15 protein-coding genes are annotated in these 16,358 nt (G+C 44.5%); 9 read left to right on the top strand and 6 right to left on the bottom strand.

What is annotated here, in order from left to right; genetic code table 11:
* Positions 1-67 precede the first annotated feature (67 nt).
* The gene (locus AC3AQ9_RS09350; RefSeq protein WP_488307196.1) at positions 68-1,033 is read left to right on the top strand and encodes a glutaminase; all 966 of its coding nucleotides are present in this window, start codon (positions 68-70) and stop codon (positions 1,031-1,033) included.
* Positions 1,034-1,059: 26 nt separating this feature from the next.
* Here AC3AQ9_RS09350 and AC3AQ9_RS09345 read toward each other — a convergent pair whose 3' ends face one another.
* Positions 1,060-1,650, bottom strand: coding sequence for a hypothetical protein (locus tag AC3AQ9_RS09345; protein WP_488307195.1), 591 nt, complete (start codon positions 1,648-1,650; stop codon positions 1,060-1,062).
* A 265-nt stretch (positions 1,651-1,915) separates the two neighbouring features.
* Between AC3AQ9_RS09345 and AC3AQ9_RS09340 the strand changes: the two genes are divergently transcribed.
* The 4 genes from AC3AQ9_RS09340 (at position 1,916) to AC3AQ9_RS09325 (ending at position 7,460) form a co-directional block, all read left to right on the top strand.
* Entirely contained in the window at positions 1,916-3,286 is a 1,371-nt protein-coding gene (locus AC3AQ9_RS09340; protein ID WP_488307194.1) for a DUF2382 domain-containing protein, read from the top strand.
* 99 nt (positions 3,287-3,385) lie between these two features.
* On the top strand, positions 3,386-3,589 hold the full coding sequence (locus AC3AQ9_RS09335) for a YwbE family protein (RefSeq protein ID WP_488307193.1): 204 nt from the start codon (positions 3,386-3,388) through the stop codon (positions 3,587-3,589).
* Between the two features lie 434 nt (positions 3,590-4,023).
* Positions 4,024-6,150: an ATP-dependent helicase gene (locus tag AC3AQ9_RS09330; RefSeq protein WP_488307192.1), complete on the top strand. Its 2,127-nt coding sequence runs from the start codon at positions 4,024-4,026 to the stop codon at positions 6,148-6,150.
* 41 nt (positions 6,151-6,191) lie between these two features.
* Entirely contained in the window at positions 6,192-7,460 is a 1,269-nt protein-coding gene (locus tag AC3AQ9_RS09325) for an MDR family MFS transporter (RefSeq protein WP_488307574.1), read from the top strand.
* Positions 7,461-7,478: 18 nt separating this feature from the next.
* Here AC3AQ9_RS09325 and AC3AQ9_RS09320 read toward each other — a convergent pair whose 3' ends face one another.
* A complete protein-coding gene (locus AC3AQ9_RS09320; protein ID WP_488307191.1) occupies positions 7,479-7,790 on the bottom strand; it encodes a DUF3243 domain-containing protein in 312 nt (103 codons plus the stop codon).
* A 161-nt stretch (positions 7,791-7,951) separates the two neighbouring features.
* On the opposite strand from AC3AQ9_RS09320, the gene AC3AQ9_RS09315 reads away from it, so the two are divergent.
* Complete coding sequence (locus tag AC3AQ9_RS09315; RefSeq protein WP_488307190.1) at positions 7,952-8,791, top strand: VLRF1 family aeRF1-type release factor; 840 nt, start codon at positions 7,952-7,954, stop codon at positions 8,789-8,791.
* Positions 8,792-8,831: 40 nt separating this feature from the next.
* Here the strand turns inward: AC3AQ9_RS09315 and AC3AQ9_RS09310 are convergent, their stop codons facing one another.
* Positions 8,832-9,512, bottom strand: a complete 681-nt coding sequence (locus tag AC3AQ9_RS09310; protein WP_488307189.1) for a hypothetical protein — start codon at positions 9,510-9,512, stop codon at positions 8,832-8,834.
* 144 nt (positions 9,513-9,656) lie between these two features.
* On the opposite strand from AC3AQ9_RS09310, the gene AC3AQ9_RS09305 reads away from it, so the two are divergent.
* Positions 9,657-10,028, top strand: coding sequence for a VOC family protein (locus AC3AQ9_RS09305; RefSeq protein WP_488307188.1), 372 nt, complete (start codon positions 9,657-9,659; stop codon positions 10,026-10,028).
* A 203-nt stretch (positions 10,029-10,231) separates the two neighbouring features.
* Here the strand turns inward: AC3AQ9_RS09305 and AC3AQ9_RS09300 are convergent, their stop codons facing one another.
* The gene (locus tag AC3AQ9_RS09300) at positions 10,232-10,876 is read right to left on the bottom strand and encodes a hypothetical protein (RefSeq protein ID WP_488307187.1); all 645 of its coding nucleotides are present in this window, start codon (positions 10,874-10,876) and stop codon (positions 10,232-10,234) included.
* Between the two features lies 1 nt (position 10,877).
* Positions 10,878-11,705, bottom strand: coding sequence for an ABC transporter ATP-binding protein (locus tag AC3AQ9_RS09295; RefSeq protein ID WP_488307186.1), 828 nt, complete (start codon positions 11,703-11,705; stop codon positions 10,878-10,880).
* A 193-nt stretch (positions 11,706-11,898) separates the two neighbouring features.
* Between AC3AQ9_RS09295 and AC3AQ9_RS09290 the strand changes: the two genes are divergently transcribed.
* On the top strand, positions 11,899-12,876 hold the full coding sequence (locus AC3AQ9_RS09290; RefSeq protein ID WP_488307185.1) for an ABC transporter substrate-binding protein: 978 nt from the start codon (positions 11,899-11,901) through the stop codon (positions 12,874-12,876).
* The gene (locus tag AC3AQ9_RS09285) at positions 12,876-14,837 is read left to right on the top strand and encodes an iron ABC transporter permease (protein ID WP_488307184.1); all 1,962 of its coding nucleotides are present in this window, start codon (positions 12,876-12,878) and stop codon (positions 14,835-14,837) included. Before AC3AQ9_RS09290 ends, AC3AQ9_RS09285 begins: the two co-directional genes overlap by 1 nt.
* A 202-nt stretch (positions 14,838-15,039) precedes the next feature.
* On the opposite strand, the gene hmpA is transcribed toward AC3AQ9_RS09285, so the two are convergent.
* The gene (hmpA, locus tag AC3AQ9_RS09280) at positions 15,040-16,221 is read right to left on the bottom strand and encodes an NO-inducible flavohemoprotein (protein ID WP_488307183.1); all 1,182 of its coding nucleotides are present in this window, start codon (positions 16,219-16,221) and stop codon (positions 15,040-15,042) included.
* Between the last annotated feature and the right edge of the window lie 137 nt (positions 16,222-16,358).

Genomic DNA, 16,358 nt, shown 5'->3' with positions numbered 1-16,358 from the left:
ATTTCTATAAAGAGAAACTTTCTTAGGTGGAAGCTTCCTTCCACTAAAGCTTGTGAGGAGGAGTTATATGCAAAGTAATCCGTTGATCCAACAACAGCTGGAAGCATGGGTGCAGGAAAACAAAGGCCATGCCATTTTAGGGACTACTGCGCAATACATACCGGCACTTGGGAAAGTGGATCCAAGTTTGCTGGGTATCTGCATGGTTGATGAAGACGGTCATTACTATTGTGCAGGGGATACTGATAAAGAGTTTACGCTTCAAAGTATTTCTAAGGCGCTTACTTTTATTGCTATGTGCTGTCATTACGGATTGGAGTTTGTTCTTGAGCGAGTGGATGTGGAACCAACCGGGGAAGCTTTTAACTCGATTATTCCGTTTGAAATCCATCGGCCAAACAAACCGTTCAACCCTTTTATCAATGCGGGAGCAATTACGATTTCAGCATTGCTGCCAGGGCCCACAAGCCAGAAAAAGTACGAATACCTGCTGTCGTTTCTGGAAACTCTAGTGGGTCATCCGCTTGAGATGGACCGTGAAGTTTACGAATCCGAATGGAAGACTTCACACCGTAACCGGGCACTTGCTTATTATTTAAAAGAAGCAAACTTTTTGGAAATAGAAGTGGAAGAAGCTTTGGATATATACATCCGCCAGTGTTCAATCAAAGTCAGTGTAAAAGACTTGGCTTTGATCGGTTTAATTATTGCCTACGATGGCTTTAATCCGGTAACCAAAGTTAAACATTTTTCAGATGAAATCGCCCAAGTGGCGAAAGTTTTGATGGTTACATGCGGCATGTATAACTCTTCCGGAAATTTTGCCGCCCATGTTGGAATTCCTGCAAAAAGCGGAGTGTCCGGTGGCATCTTGGCAGCCGTTCCGCCCAAGCTCCATTCCCAGACATATGAATTCAGGGCAGGAGCAGGTATTAGGGTCTACGGCCCTGCTATTGATGTTACTGGAAACAGCGCGGCAGGAACGATGATGCTTCGCCAAATATCGAAAGAGTGGGACTTGAGCATCTTTTAAAACAAAACCCGTGAGCTTTAATTAGCTCACGGGTTTTGTTTTGAACTTGGGTAAGGAATTTCTTTTACATGAAAGTCCAAGCTTTTTATGTTTACAATACATTCATATTTTCGTTTATCTGCCAAGTCTCTAAATTGCAGATTGATCAGATGGGCGCTGACTGATTTAATTTCCAGTGCCATAATGTCACCCGTCTCCTGGTTATGCAGGACATGGTTTATGGCTTGGCTGATTTGCAGGCTTTTTTCATCTTCATGGCGCATTAGAGACAAGAGAATTCCTTTTTGAGGATAGTAGCCGGGCGTTTGCTTGCTAGCCGTCAAAGACACAAGGTCTCCTGGATTTAAATCTTCTGGTTGAAGCGTGGAACCTGTGGATTTCGCCAACGCTGAGGCAGAAGTGACTTCGTAATGTGTATCGCCAATCAATAAGCTTTTATCAGCTAACTGCAAAATGACGCCAACAGAACTATAATCTAATGAATTTGGATTTTTTATCGTATTCGGCTGGGCAGGAGGGGGTGGCGTCTGGTTTTTGGAGGAAACCGAATGTAATGAACAGCCGCCGAGTATGATAAAAGCACAACAAACGATGAAAATTATATTCAATTTGCCCACAGTACTGCATTCCCCCTTCTAAAAAGCCTGATAGTAAGCTAGACGAAAAATTGGAAAAAAAGTTACAGCAAATCAGTAAAGAATAAAGAACATTTTAAATTTTATACTTTTAATAACTAACTAAAGTTTTTTAACTTATAATTCAGAATTTTTTAGTTTTATTGTCCTATTCAATTCCCAAATATGTTTGAGAATGTACCGGCGGGGTATTTCTTGAGTAGTAAGATTTTTCAAAGATACACATCAAAAATTGGAGGTATCAAAAATGGCCAGCAATAACTTTATGGGAACGTTCGACAGCGAAACAGAAGTGTTGAGAAAAATCGAAGAATTGAAATCGCAAGGAATATCGGAAGACCACATGTACGTCATGGCTCATGACAAAGACCAGATTTCTATGGTCCGAGGACGTACGGATGTAGATTACAAATCTACAGAAGGTGGGGGCTGGATGGATAAGTTTATGGGCTTTATGTCCGGAAATGAACCTATTCGCCAGGCTTTTAACGACATGGGTGTAGATGGACAGGAAGCCGATCGTTATTATCAGGAAGTGCAGAACGGAAAAATCTTGCTGTTTGTTGATAAGGAAATTGGAGATTCTTACAACGACAGAACAAGAAGTGGCAGTTCCGCATATGGGGATCCAACGAACAATACCTCAAGATCAGGCATTGTGGGAGCTGAGGATACTTCCCGTTATACGGGAGAAGATTCAGGAATGGTTGGGCGGGACGGCTTAACCGTAGATACAAATGAAGCGAACGACGTCAATTACCATTCAGGGCGCAACTTGGTGGATTCTGATGAAACTTCGGCTTCTTCCAGACTTGATGACAGCGAGTCAGCTGGAGTGGGCAGAAATGCAGGTACAGGTTTCGGTTTAGGAACGGGCAGCTCCGTGAATGATGTTCCATCTCCAAGCCGTGATACGGGTGACTTTACTGCTACAAATGATAGCCGGTACAGTGAGGGCGACCGGGACAGACTGACTGACCGAGACCGTACAGACCGCGGCTTTATGGATACGGATCGAGACCGTACAGACCGCGGCTTTATGGACACCGATCGAGACCGTACAGACCGTGGCTTTATGGACACCGACCGTGACCGTACAGACCGTGGCTTTATGGACACCGATCGAGACCGTACGGACCGCGGCTTTATGGACACTGACCGGGACCGGATGGATACTGATCATGACCGGGCTGGGGACACAGACGAAGATCGCCTTCGCCTTCATGAAGAGCGACTGCAAGTGAACAAAGACCGTGTGCAAACCGGTGAAGTGAATGTTGGCAAACGTGTAGTTGAAGATAATCAGACAATTGAAGTGCCGGTTGAACGGGAAGAAGTATATGTTGAACGCCGCCCAGTAAACGAAGAAGTGACTGATGACACCCGGGCTGGAACAGATGTTTACCAAGAAGGTGACAACATCCATATTCCTTTGACAGAAGAGCGTGTGAATGTCACTAAAACAGACGTTGTAAGTGAAGAAATTGTTGTAGGGAAACGGAAAGTCCAAGATACAGAAGTTGTCAATGAAACAGTCCGCCGGGAAGAAGCGGATATTGATGATGATTCAGACCTTGGCACTGATGATTTTGATCGCAACCGTACAGATCGGCGTTAATAATAGCTACACAAAGTGAGGCAGGGAGCATTCCCTGCCTTTTTGCGTGGAAAAAAGTAAGGAATAGCGTATTATAAAAGAAAGGCAGGAGGAATTTCAATGGACGGTAAAAAAAGAAGCGATATTAAACCAGGCTTAGAAGTGAATATTGTCTTGAAACAGGACCAAAGAACGGGCAAGAAAACCCGTGGCGTTGTTAAAGACCTTTTAACAAATTCTGCTACGCATCCTCATGGCATTAAAGTAAGGCTTGCAGATGGACAAGTAGGACGCGTTTGTGAAATCCTGAGCTCAGATAAATAAGTCTAGAGGTGCAAAAGGACCCGTCAATTTGGGTCCTTTTTTGTCTGGTTTTGATCAGTGGAAAAAACTTCCGCTGATTGAAGTTTCTCTTTATCCGACTTCAACGGTCAGTAGGACTCCCGCTTTTCAAGCGAGAGATCAACTGGCCGTAAAAGTCCGATTGAGGCCGACAGGATGTCGGTCACATAGGCATTGCCGCAGGACGCGGCGCTGTTAGCCTATGTTCCGCTTTTAATCAGCGGGAAAAACTCCCGCTGATTGAAGTTTCTCTTTATGCTAAAATAAAGTGAACTTTATCGTGGAAAAACAAGCCTTGTTCAAGGTTCGTCATTGCAATGAATTTTTATGGCTAGTTGATTTTAGCTCTTAGCGGATAAGAGCCTTGCTATGCGTGGAAGGCAGATAAAGGGACTGAAAATGCGAAGGAGTATCGTATGAGCAATTTTTTTGAACGCAAGCAAAAACAACTCGGAGTTGAATTAAATAAAATCCAGCGTAAAGCTGTTGAACGCACTGATGGTCCACTGCTGCTTCTGGCATGTCCAGGATCAGGGAAAACCACTACGATGATTATGCGCATCGGATATCTGATTGAAGAAAAAGGTGTTCAGCCACACCGCATAAAAGCTATTACATTCAGCAAGGCGTCTGCAACCGATATGCAGGAACGCTATAAACGCTTTTTCCCGAAGCTGGCACCGGTGGATTTCTCGACTATCCACAGTTTGGCATTTCAGATCACACGCGAGTATTATGCCAATTCCCGCTACGTGATGATTGAAGGAAGTGAATCCAATGGTCTCCATAAAAAGCGGCTGTTGCGTGAAATGTATGAAACAGAGGTAGGGGAGCCAATTACTGATGACCAGCTGGATGAATTAACGTCTTTCATCAGTTTTGTGAAAAACAAAATGACTCCTCGAGAACAATGGAAAAAATTAGACGCTCCTTTTGAAGGAGCAATTGAGATATTGAAGACGTATGAGGCCTTTAAGGAAAATTATGACGTTAGGTTGGTCGATTTTGATGATATGCTGTCTCTTGCCAATGAAGCGTTGGAAAAAGATGAGGCAGTGCTTGCGAAGTATCAGCAGCGATGGGATTATGTCATGACCGACGAGAGCCAGGATACGTCCATGGTCCAGCACGCCATCGTTGAAAAATTAGTGGCACGCCACCAAAATCTCTGTGTTGTTGCTGATGATGACCAATCTATTTATACATGGCGTGCAGCGGAGCCGACGTATTTATTGAAGTTTAAAAATGTCTATCCGGATGCTTATGTGATGAAAATGGAGCGCAATTACCGTTCTTCCAAAAACATTGTGGATGCCGCGAATTTATTCATTAAGACGAATAAAAAACGCCATGACAAGAATATGTTTACAAAGCAGCCAAAAGGAGATCCGATTGTGATTCGGCGGCTTGCTTCAGAAGAAGCGCAGCTGAAGTATGTGATGAAAGAATTGAAAGAGCTGAGCCACTTTGGGGAAGTGGCCATTCTTTACCGCAACAATTCGTCTTCGACTTTGCTGATCAGCGAACTGAATCGTCTGGGAATTCCTTTCTATATGAAAGATGCGGATAATCGATTTTTCTCGCATTGGATTGTAGAGGATATGCTTAACTTCATGCGTTTCAGTTTAAAGCCGGAACGTGTTGATATTTATGCGAAAATCGCATCGAAAACCAATGCCTATTGGTCAGGAAGCCAGTTGAAAGCGTTGAGTCGGATGAAGCCAACTGCAGCTAATGCTTTTGATGAGATTAACCGCAGCATTACATTGAAGGATTACCAAATTAACATATTGAACGAGCAGAAAAAATGGTTCGAAGCATTGAATGATATGAAGCCGTTAAAAGTCATTCGGACAATTCGCGGAGACTTGGGCTACGATCAGATGCTTTCAAGCCGGGCCGAAAAATTCGGTATGCGTATGCAGTATTTGGAGCAAATTTTAATCACGCTTGAACAAATCGCTGGTCCGCTGTCAAATATGACCGAGTTTGCCAAAAGGCTGAAAGAATTGGAGCAGGTCACACAAAATGCAAAAGCTGAAAAAACGGATGAAATGCTGACCTTGTCGACATTCCATAGCTCCAAAGGATTGGAATTTGAGCGAGTCTATATGATTGATTTAAATGAAGGAGTTATTCCTGCGGAGGAAGATACAGAAAACCCGGATGCCTTGGAAGAAGCACGCCGGTTGTTCTATGTCGGCATGACTCGTGCGAAAAAACATTTGGAATTGATCAGCTATGACAGTGAATCCCGGTTTGTTGACGAAGTAAGGGACATCATTATTCCTGAAAAACCCACGGTAAGGCCGAAACAGGCTGCAGCGGCAAATCCAGTCCAAGTAAAGGTTCCGGATAATCCGAACGCAGTAAAAAGAGACGACGAACTTTTAGAAGGTGTAAAAGTGCGCCATCGGGTTTTTGGAACAGGAGAAATTGTGGAACGGGACCATGAAAGGCTTTCAATTCAATTTGCCAAAGAGCGCAAAGAATTGATGATTGATATTTGCTTAAGCTATAAATTACTGGAAGTGCTGGACTGAGGAAGAAATAGGATAAGTATGCAGAACGCGGGGAAATGATGATGAAGATTAGGGATTGGGACCGGAGTTTAAAAGTTCGCCTCGTAGGCGAATTTTTTATGAACACAAGTTATTGGATGGTTTTTCCGTTTTTAGCGATTTATTTTGCTGAAGAATTTGGAAAAGGGATGGCGGGCCTTTTGCTCGTCACATCTCAAATTTTTGCAGTAGCTGCAAATTTAATTGGCGGTTATTGCGCAGATCGGTTCGGCAGGCGCACCATGCTCGTTTTTGCTTCAATTGCTCAAGGAGCGGCTTTTTTGCTGTTTGCATTCGCCAACTCCCCATGGCTTGAGTCGCCTGAACTTGGGTTTATTTCCTTTACATTGGCGGGCATGTGCAGTTCGCTTTACTGGCCAGCCAGCCAGGCGATGATTGCAGATGTCATCCCGGAGAAATACAGAAGCGATGTATTCGCCATTTTTTACACGACATTGAATATAGCCGTGGTAGTGGGGCCTTTAGTCGGAGCGGTGCTGTTTTTCTCTTATCGCTTTGAACTGCTGCTGATTGTTACGGTCATTTCTATGCTGCTTGGCCTCGTTCTTAGGCTCTACACAAACGAGACTTTATCGCATGAATTAAAAGGGAAATGGGAGACAGCAGAAGCAATCGGATGGACAGGAGCAGTCGCTAAGCAATTTAAAGAATACGGGTTAATTTTTAAAGATCGGCTGTTTCTTCTTTTTGTGGTTGCGGGAGTTCTGGCAGCACAAACGTTTATGCAGCTGGATTTGCTGATACCCGTATACTTAAAAGAAACTATTGATGTACAGACAATCGCTTCTTTCGGGGATAGAGAGTGGTCCGTTACCGGGGAAACTTCTTTTGGGTTCCTGCTTTCTGAAAATGGGCTGCTGGTCGCTTTGTTTACCGTGATAGTCACTCGATGGATGACAAGCTTTCCGGAAAAGTGGGTCTTTTTCCTGTCAACTATTCTGTACGCAGTGGCGATGCTGCTGTTCCCGATGACATCATGGTTTTGGATGTTTGTAGGAGCGATGGCGATTTTTACGTTTGCAGAGTTGATGGTAGTGGGCGTCCAGCAGAGCTTTATCTCAAAACTTGCTCCTGAAGATAAGCGTGGCCAGTATTTTGCAGCAGCCAGCATGCGCTATACGATCGGCCGGATGATTGCACCGGTTTCAATCCCGATGACTGCCTGGTTTGGTTTTGGCTGGACGTTTGCCATTTTAGCCGCTTTGTCGGTTGTGAGCGGATTTGTCTATCTGGCGATGTTCAAACTGTTTGAAAAAAGGCCTTCCCATTAAGGGAAGGCCTTTGGCTTTCTATGAATCTTTTTTCACTAATTTCAGTAGCATATGAGCAAGCATGTGGCGTTCTTCTTTATCACCGACACTCCATAACTGCTGCAGTACGTATTCTTCGCGGTTTTTTGGATCTTCGTTTTTGGCCAGGTAGTTCGCTACCTTCTCAGTAATTTGAGCGAGACGCTCTTCACTCAATCCCATCTTTTCGCCAAGTTCGACTTTGCCGCCTAAGTATTGTTTGAAGTTCTCAAAATTGGCTAAAATGTCTTCTTTCTTTTCATTGTCAAACGTTTTTAGTTTTTCGTCTACTTTTTTATCGATATTTTCCACGTTTCTTCACTCTCCTTTAATTTTCATTGCACTATCTGTTTACCTCAAATGTCTTGTTTTAAACGTCGGAATTATTAAAAAAGTAAATAGTTGCCTGTTTAATGTAAATGACTTAGGGTATTGAAATAAGTAGTATGGATTTTAAGGAGGATGATGGATGTATGACATTATACGATGAAATTCAGAAACTGAAAGCCTTTAGCTGCGAAGAACGCTGTGTTTTAAGTGTTTATTTAAATACAAACCCAGCTGACTTGAATGCCCAAAGTGGGGCTTGGAGAATCCATCTTAAGAACGGATTGAAACGCATCGAGGAATACTTGACGGCTTCTCATAATGAGAAAGAGTTAAAAACCTATCAAACCTTAAAGAAAAAAGTTGAAAGAGAAATTATGGACCATCAAAACGACCTCCATAAGGGTGTCGTTATTTTTGCCTCTTCTCAAGATGATCTTTGGTTTGTCCATTATGTACAAGTTGCCGTGAAGACAAGTTTCCACTGGGAAAACGCACCTGTATTGGACGAATTGAGATATATGTATAAAGCTTATCCATACGCTGGAATTATTTTGCCAAGCTTCAAAGGAGTTCGCATTCTGGATACTTCGATGGGGATGGTCAACGAAGAAGTATTTTATGAATTCGATTCAGGCTTAGATGTCTGGAATGAACAGCAAGGTGTCCATTCCGCCTCGCATACTGCAGGCAGCAACACTGGCGGATTTGGCCAAGCAAGCCATGTTGGAGGGAACTCCGGCAGTGCAGCAGATGATTTCAACTGGCGGATGAAAGAGAATTTGGAGCGCTTCTATAAAGACTTAGGAAGCAAAATTGAACAGCTGAAAAAAGAGCGCCACTGGGATGAAGTGCATATCGTTGGAGAAACGGAACAGGCGAAATCTTTTGCCAAGGGCTTGCAGAAGAAACCGGCAAGCTGCATTTATAAAAACTTGACGAATGCCAGCCCGAGCCAGATTATACATGAAGTTTTTGAGAAATAACGAAAAAAGCCTCAGCGGAAGCTGAGGCTTTTTGTTGGGATTAATGCGGTTGTGGGCAGAAGGTGCAGGTAGCAAAGGCAGGCAATTCTTTGTACAAACAGCATGTTTTTCGGAGAGGGCCGGAAACCGCCTGTTCAAGTGATGCCTTCCCCATTAATTTATGTAGATACGATGTTTTGATCGGTTCCCAGTTAGCCGATTCGAGCAGCCATTCAATATCTTCGGCAGCTCTCCTCGGTGCATATTGCTGTAAAGTGGCATAAAACCAAATAACTGAGCCAAGGACATTTTCCCATAATATAATAGGCGAAATTTTTACATGTTTTCGGAACTCTTGAATTAAATCAGCCACTTGGCAGCACAACACAAAATGCATCGCTTCAAACCGGTTTTCCTGGGAAACAGCCGTAAAGCAGTTCGAATCGACGTGGATTTGAAGCAAATTAAAGCCATAATTATGTATGCGGCTATATTGTAGATCTTTCCAGGAACAAGCGAAATAACCATTGTGATTGGTGATCAAGTCAAACTGTGCTGAAATGAACAGTGCATATTGGCGGAAAAAATAAGAAACTGCCACACCGTTATGTTGGGCACCGCTCCATTGTTGAATTTCTTTGATCAATTCTTCAAAATTGGAAGAAAGGGGGTGGCCGGGAGAGCGGTCTACGGCGATGGATTGTGAAGCTAATGTATATTTCAGCTGAGCAGGAAACTCCATATATAACGACTCCTTTATTTTCTATGCTATGAGAAAAAGAAAGATTTGCATAGTGATAAGCAAAACTTATTAAAATACATAAAAACAATCACCTTTTCTTTATTCAGGAATTTAGCTAAGCTAAAAGCAAGAAGGGGTGATGGAATGGAATTTTCAATTGAAAAAATTGATCATGTGCAAGTGGCAGCGCCAAAAGACAAGGAAAAGGAGGCCGTCCATTTTTATGCTGGAGTACTTGGCATGAAAGAAGTCGAAAAGCCGGATTCCTTGAAAGGAAGAGGCGGTGTCTGGTTTGAGTTCGGATCATACCAACTGCATGTTGGAGTAGAGGAACCTTTTTCACCTGCTAAAAAAGCGCATCCAGCCTTTAAAGTGAATGGATTTGAAGCTTTGCAGCAACATCTGGCTGCCAACGGAATTGAAGTAAAAAATGACGGCAGCATTCCAGGAGTTCTGCGTTTTTTCATTTCCGATCCATTCGGCAACCGGCTGGAGTTTTTAAAAAACGGCCTTTGATGTAGGGGGGCTATTTAAATTGTACTAAAGATTTTTCGTTTGCACCCCGCATCAGAAGCTCCAGGCAAGGCAAAGGCTTGTGTTTCTGGCTCTGCATCGCATCTGCGGACTAGCTACAGCTAAAATCTTCGGCTTATAGAGATGATAAATAGTCGTCCAGCCATTTCACACTATACAAAAACGCCCCGCAGATTGCGGAGCGTTTATTTTTTTACGGGACAGTAGGGACATTTGTCAGTGGCGGGCAACTCTTTATACAAACAGCAGGTGATGCGTTTATAATCTGCTTTTGACTCGCTATAGCTGCGGCCACCTAGAAATTGGCGGAAAAACGATTTGCGCATCTCCGGTTGCCAAATATCAACGTCTAGTAAAATTTGGACGTCCCGTTCTGCTTGTTCCGATTCCAGCATGCCGTACATCCAAATGGCATAGCCCCAGATATTTTCCCAAAGGATCAGCTTGGAAACATGACCGGCTTTCCGGACGGCTTCAACGACAGGGAAGGCGTAATCTTTTAAGACTTTTTCCAAATCGCCTTCACTTCGGTTGCGGACAAAGCGTTCATCGATCTCGAAGGCAATGCCGCCTTCAGTTTTTACCAAATGGACAGCATCAAGCGGGCCATCCCACATCTTGCCATGGGCTAATAAGTACAATTGGGCGGTGATAAAAAATCCGAAGCGCCGCATGAAGATAGAAGATGCTACTGCTTCAGAAGGTGCTTCGGTTTGTAGTTGAATGTCAGCAATCAGTTCGGGAAGGCGATGATCCATACCTTCTTGCAATGTTATGAAGCCATGGGCTTGCTCCCGGACTTTTACCTGAAAAAGCTCCAATTCCTTCATCTTAAGAACCGCTCAATGATTCCCGGATTTCTGGAACAATACAGCGTCCTCTGCCAAATGGCACACAATGAGGAGTGCCGAACAAAGGATCTTTGGAAACCTGGCATTCCATACCGAAAACTGACCGAACTAAGTCGCAATTAATGACATTTTCAGGAGTTCCCTGGCCGAAAACGGCTCCATCTTTGATGGCAATGATGTTATGGGCATATCGTGAAGCTAAGTTTAAGTCATGCAGAACCATGACGATGGTACGGCCATGGACTTCATTCAATTCGAACAATAAATCCAAGATTTCAATTTGATGCGTCATGTCCAGATAAGTGGTCGGTTCATCCAGAAGAATGATATCCGTATCCTGCGCAAGTGTCATGGCAATCCATGCTCGTTGCCGCTGTCCGCCTGATAATTCATCGACCGGCTTATCGCGAAATTCATCAACGCGTGTCGCTTTCATGGCCGCTTCCACTTTCGCAGTATCTTCTTCAGTCCAGCGCTTTAGCCATGATTGGTGCGGGTAACGTCCTTGTTTCACAAGATCGTGGACCGTCAGGCCTTCCGGCGAAACCGGAGACTGTGGCAAGATCCCCATTTTCTTAGCCACTTCTCTTGAAGACATGCGATGCACTTCTTTTCCTTCTAACAATATAGAACCTCCATGAGGTTTAAGTAAACGCGCAATAGAGCGAAGCAGCGTTGATTTGCCGCAGCCGTTGCTGCCGACAAACACTGAAATTTCGCCGCGCGGAATAGATAAGTTCAGGTTTTCAAATAATAATTGATCGTTATACCCAATTGACAAGTCGTTTGTTTGAACAGCCGTCGCCATTGTGTAATTCCTCCGCATCTTTTTCCATAAGTTCAATTGATACAATTTCTCATTAACGCTACTATATCATAAATTCATGATAAATGAGAACGGTTTTCAATTTATTTTCCAAAAATCCTTTACAATCTAGCGAATAAGAACTAGAATTGAATTTATTGAGAATCATTATCAAATGGCTGGGAGGCTTACATAGATGAAACGAAAATGGATATTGCTGTTAGTGGCAGTTCTGCTGGTTCTGGCAGCTTGTTCTTCACCAGAAGAAAATGCATCAACTGAAGAAGGAACAGCCGGAAATCCTGTTACGATTACAGGGACGAACGGAGAAGTGACGCTGGATGCACCTGCTAAAAAAGTGGTCGTGCTTGAATGGACATACGCTGAAGATTTATTGGCAGTAGGTGTTCAGCCAGCAGGGATGGCGGATATTGCGGATTACGGAAATTACGTCAATATTGAACCGCAATTGGATAAAACAGTTGTGGACGTTGGAGGCCGCCAAGAACCGAATCTGGAAGCGATTGCGGCAATCGAACCGGATTTGATCATTGGGGTAAGCTTCCGACATGATGCGATGCTTTCGGAATTGGAGACCATTGCACCAACAGTCATCTTCAATCCGTATCCGGAAGATGAAAGCATTGACTTGTATCAGGAAATGGAAACAACGTTTAAGGAAATCGCAAAAGCAGTAGATAAAACAGTAGAAGCGGAAAAAGTTCTCGCTGATCTGGAAAAAGAATACGATGAAAGTGCGGCGGCTATCGAAGCTGCCAACTTGAAAACAAAAGATGTAATTTTAACATTAGCTTACACGGGACCACAGGCGCCAGAAATCCGGGTATTTACACCGAACTCTATGGCTTCGATTATTCTAGAGCGCATCGGCTTGAACAATGTCCATCAGCCGGATCAATTTGAAGTATTCGGCTCGAGCACATTCAATGTAGAAGGATTGGTCAAGTACGAAAACGCCAATTATTTATACACAGTTCCTGACGAAGACAATATTTATGAAAATCAGTTAAAAGGCAATCCTGTCTGGGAAAACTTGGCGTTTGTTAAAGAAGGCCGCACATACGACTTAGGTGCAGATACCTGGTTATACGGCGGACCATTAAGTGCTAAAACATTGATGGATCAAATTACAAATGCGATGGTGAATAAATAATGCTCGGGAAATTAAAACAGAAGTCCTTTGTCTCGCTGACAGGGGGCTTTTTCCTGCTTTTTGCGTTGTCAGTTATCCATTTGACCCAAGGGCAGGCAGATTACACAATTTCACAACTTTTGACCGGCGTCTGGATAGAAGGGCGCATCCAGGATATCGTGACGTCACTGCGTCTGCCGCGCCTGGTGATCGGCATTATCGCCGGTGGGGCACTGGCCGTATCAGGTGCGGTCCTACAGACATTGACGAACAACCCGCTCGCTTCACCGGGAACGCTTGGCATCAATGCCGGAGCCTTTTTCTTCGTCGTAATTTCGACCATTTTCTTTCCGGGTGCGTTGGGAGAGTTTCCGTTTATAACTGCCTTGCTGGGTGCCGTGCTGTCATCTGTTTTGGTAGTGGGATTGGCTGGGAAAGCGATGGAGCCCGTCCGCGTAGCATTGACAGGCATGATTATCTCGCTGTTATTTTCATCCTTGACGGGTGCGTTGCAGTTGCTGTTTGAAAATGAAACAAACGGTTTATTCCTATGGGGTTCCGGGACATTGGTCCAGTTGAACTGGGAAGGGGTCCAGTTTGCTGCTCCAGTGGTGCTGGCATTGTTTATCGGCGCTTTGCTATTGGCGAAGCCGATGGATATATTGTCACTCGGTGAAGATATCGCTTCTTCGCTTGGCCAAAATGTGCGAGCAGTGAAACTTATTGCATGGGGAGTGGCAATTGTTCTATCTGCTGCCGTTGTCAGCGTGGTAGGACCGATTGGGTTCATCGGGCTAATGGCTCCGCATATCGTTCGCATGATGGGGATACGCGGCCATTTGCAAGTTTTCATCCATTCGTTTTTATGGGGCAGCGTCATGTTGATTGGAGCGGATGTGCTCGGGCGCCTGATTCAGCCCGGTCAAGAAGTGCCGGTTGGAGCCATGACGGCGCTTATCGGTGGCCCTTGGCTTCTGTACTTGGCCTGGAAAACAGCAAAATCATTGAAACGCGGAGACCGCCAAGTGGGCGGCACAACCAAACCGATTCGTTTGAGCGTGCTAACACCGATTTTAACCATCATCATTGCGGTTGTGATAGTATTGGCCCTCAGCTTTAATGGCGTTGCCTGGAATTTTGCCTGGATGGAACCAGTTGTCTGGAACTTCCGGGTGCCACGTGTATTGACTTCTTTTATCGTGGGAGTCATGCTCGCTATTACAGGAGTAATCTTACAAGGAGTGCTTCGAAATCCTTTGGCAGATGCCAGTGTGCTTGGAGTCACCTCGATGGGAGGAGCAGGAGCGATGCTGCTGCTTGTCATTTTTCCGGCAATTCCGGCAGCCTATCTGCCGCTCGGAGCTACACTCGGAGCTGCGCTGGCACTTGGTATTATTCTGGTCACCGCCTGGAAGAATAACTTCCAGCCGATGCTGGTCGCTTTGATGGGAATTGCCATTTCGGCTTTCGGTTCAGCAGCAACTCAAGTGTTCGTTGTCAAAGCGAAACTGGCTGTAGCCAGTGCGCTTGTCTGGTTATCGGGAAGTACTTACGCCAAAGGCTGGGATGATGTGCAATTTGCCTTGCTGCTGTTTGCGTTATTTATCTGGCCCGCCATTTACATCACCCGCAGTTTGGACACTTTGACATTCGGGGATGACGTCGCGGCAGGCCTTGGGTTGAATATCCGGTCAACGCGCGTCTGGGCGCTAATTATCGGAGTAGCCATCTCAACGGCAGCTGTTTCCATTGTCGGCACTATCGGCTTTATCGGATTAGTGGCGCCGCATATAGCGCGCCGTCTTGTCGGTTTCCGCCATTTGCCGCTTATGTTGTCATCCGCTTTGCTTGGCGGCCTGCTGCTCGTTTCAGCAGACTTTATCGGCCGTATCCTGATTGCTCCAAAAGACATTCCGAGCGGTTTGATTGTCGCCTTGATCGGCACGCCATATTTATTGTATTTACTGCGGAAAATGAAATAGCTAATAGAAAAAAGGATCTGCCCTTGCTGCAGGTCCTTTTTTGAGTAGATGAAAATGCTATGATCACTCTTTGATGTTCTATGAGCGTTCGAGTGGTTTCTATGATCACTTTCCAGAGTTCTATGAGCGTTCGGGCGAGTTCTATGATCACTCATGCAAAAAAAGGCTGTCCGCTACTAGAAGCGGACAGCCTTTTAATTTCTTATACGGTTTGCAAGGCGACAGCAGGGCCGAAAAATTCGAAGTGGATTTGATCTTCAGTCATGCCGAGAGCACGCAATTCTTGAATCATTTGCTCCATGAATGGCACAGGACCGCAAACGTATACGTCGCCGGTCACATCGACCATTTCTTTTAAAATATCCTGTGTAATATAACCATTTGGCTGGTCGGAATACAGAGTTTTGTATGCTGCATTTTCCATGGAGTCTACGTATTTTTGGATATCCTGATCAAATACCTGCAGTGATTCATTGCGGGCAGCATGCAGGAAAGCAGTCGGCCGGTCAGGAGTAAGAGTGGCCACTGTTTCAAACATACTCATCATCGGCGTAATGCCGACCCCACCACTGACAAAAGCGATGGGGGAATTTTTATTGGCATCCAGAACGAATTCACCTGCCGGAGCGCTGACTTCGATCTTGTCACCGACATTTACTTCTTCGTGAAGGTAAACAGAGACGCGGCCGTTTGGATCATTATCTGCTTCCCGTTTCACGGAAATGCGGAACTCATCAGGTTTTGCTGCCTGGGATAAGCTGTACTGGCGATTGAATAAGTATGTTTCCCCTGGTATGGACAAGCGTACTGAAATATATTGGCCGGGCTGATAGGACGGAACATTTGATCTGTCCGCAGGTTTTAGATAGAACGAAGTAATATTTTCACTTTCGTTTACTTTACGGGCAACCGCGAATTCTTTGAAGAATTTCCAGCCGTTTTCCTGGTTTTCGGCTTTCTCGTACATTTCGTTTTCAACACCAATAAAGGCATCCGCAATTACACCATATGCTTCACCCCATGCATTGATGATATCATCTGTTGCAGCGTCACCAAGCACTTCTTTAATGGCTTTCAACAGGTACTCTCCCACAATTGGGTAATGCTCCGGTTTAACGCCGAGACTCACGTGCTTGTTGGCAATTTGGACCACTGCCGGCAAGATGGCTTCCAAGTTATCAATATGGACGGCGGCCGCATAAACAGTGTTGGCAAGTGCAGCCTGCTGGCGTCCTTTTTTCTGGTTGGCATGATTAAAAATATTTAAAAGTTCAGGATGCGCTTCAAACATATTCTTATAAAATACAGTAGTGATCGCTGTTCCGTGCTCTGCTAAAACCGGTACTGTGGATTTAATAATTGATCTTGTTTGTAGGGATAACATAGTCACTCGCTCCTTTTGTTTTCTATAAATCAACTATATTCCACAAGATGAATTAAAGGTATATTTCAAATACATCTTTAAAATTCAGACACAATTAGCATTCACAGAACAGCCACAAAAGGCCCACGAATACATCG

This window comes from Planococcus sp. VCh962 (assembly GCF_057748275.1).
This window is presented reverse-complemented; position numbering and strand designations above follow the sequence as displayed.

Bases quoted from the DNA above. Each gene is read 5' to 3' on its own strand.
- AC3AQ9_RS09350 (WP_488307196.1), top strand. From the start codon at position 68: ATGCAAAGTAATCCGTTGATCCAACAACAGCTGGAAGCATGGGTGCAG.
- AC3AQ9_RS09340 (WP_488307194.1), top strand. From the start codon at position 1,916: ATGGCCAGCAATAACTTTATGGGAACGTTCGACAGCGAAACAGAAGTG.
- AC3AQ9_RS09335 (WP_488307193.1), top strand. From the start codon at position 3,386: ATGGACGGTAAAAAAAGAAGCGATATTAAACCAGGCTTAGAAGTGAAT.
- AC3AQ9_RS09330 (WP_488307192.1), top strand. From the start codon at position 4,024: ATGAGCAATTTTTTTGAACGCAAGCAAAAACAACTCGGAGTTGAATTA.
- AC3AQ9_RS09325 (WP_488307574.1), top strand. From the start codon at position 6,192: ATGAAGATTAGGGATTGGGACCGGAGTTTAAAAGTTCGCCTCGTAGGC.
- AC3AQ9_RS09315 (WP_488307190.1), top strand. From the start codon at position 7,952: ATGACATTATACGATGAAATTCAGAAACTGAAAGCCTTTAGCTGCGAA.
- AC3AQ9_RS09310 (WP_488307189.1), bottom strand. From the start codon at position 9,512: ATGGAGTTTCCTGCTCAGCTGAAATATACATTAGCTTCACAATCCATC.
- AC3AQ9_RS09305 (WP_488307188.1), top strand. From the start codon at position 9,657: ATGGAATTTTCAATTGAAAAAATTGATCATGTGCAAGTGGCAGCGCCA.
- AC3AQ9_RS09300 (WP_488307187.1), bottom strand. From the start codon at position 10,876: ATGAAGGAATTGGAGCTTTTTCAGGTAAAAGTCCGGGAGCAAGCCCAT.
- AC3AQ9_RS09295 (WP_488307186.1), bottom strand. From the start codon at position 11,705: ATGGCGACGGCTGTTCAAACAAACGACTTGTCAATTGGGTATAACGAT.
- AC3AQ9_RS09290 (WP_488307185.1), top strand. From the start codon at position 11,899: ATGAAACGAAAATGGATATTGCTGTTAGTGGCAGTTCTGCTGGTTCTG.
- AC3AQ9_RS09285 (WP_488307184.1), top strand. From the start codon at position 12,876: ATGCTCGGGAAATTAAAACAGAAGTCCTTTGTCTCGCTGACAGGGGGC.
- hmpA (WP_488307183.1), bottom strand. From the start codon at position 16,221: ATGTTATCCCTACAAACAAGATCAATTATTAAATCCACAGTACCGGTT.